Below are 447 nucleotides of genomic sequence, written 5' to 3'. Positions count from 1 at the left end.
TTGCTCTTGGTCACCCACTAGGTTGTTCAGGTGCTCGTATCACCACTACGTTGTTAAATGTAATGGAACAACAAGATACTCAAATCGGTCTTGCAACGATGTGTATCGGCCTTGGTCAAGGTATCGCAACAGTAATCGAACGTGTTTAATTAACACCAAGATAAAAAAATCCCCGCTCAATGCGGGGATTTTTTATCGGCCTTTTAAACCATCTTGAATTTGCTGCTGTAATTTCAAAATATCATCTAAATTTACTTTCATCGTACCTTCACGATAAGCATCGACATTACTTCGGTTAATTTGCAGAGGCTTTAACATTTCAAAAAGACCATTGGTTGGGTCAGAAGATTGGATTCCACCCGCTACAGCTAGAATATATTCTCGTAAAAATGGAGAAAGCTGAGACAAGTCTGGCTGTGCCATGACAGGTTGATAGTCTACTGTCGT

General features: G+C 40.3%; 1 protein-coding gene and 1 pseudogene. One reads left to right on the top strand and one right to left on the bottom strand.

What is annotated here, in order from left to right; translation table 11 throughout:
- Positions 1-149 (top strand): annotated as a pseudogene (locus F7Q96_RS26640) (3-oxoadipyl-CoA thiolase); the annotation flags it as partial.
- 43 nt (positions 150-192) lie between these two features.
- On the opposite strand, the gene F7Q96_RS26635 reads toward F7Q96_RS26640, so the two are convergent.
- On the bottom strand, positions 193-447 hold a 255-nt coding region (locus tag F7Q96_RS26635; RefSeq protein WP_211923544.1), incomplete at its 5' end, for a hypothetical protein.

Origin of the sequence: Cupriavidus gilardii (assembly GCF_008801915.1) — a bacterium.
GTDB lineage: Bacteria > Pseudomonadota > Gammaproteobacteria > Burkholderiales > Burkholderiaceae > Cupriavidus > Cupriavidus gilardii.
The sequence above is the reverse complement of the archived record's forward strand: the minus strand, read 5'-3'. Positions and strand labels throughout refer to the sequence as shown.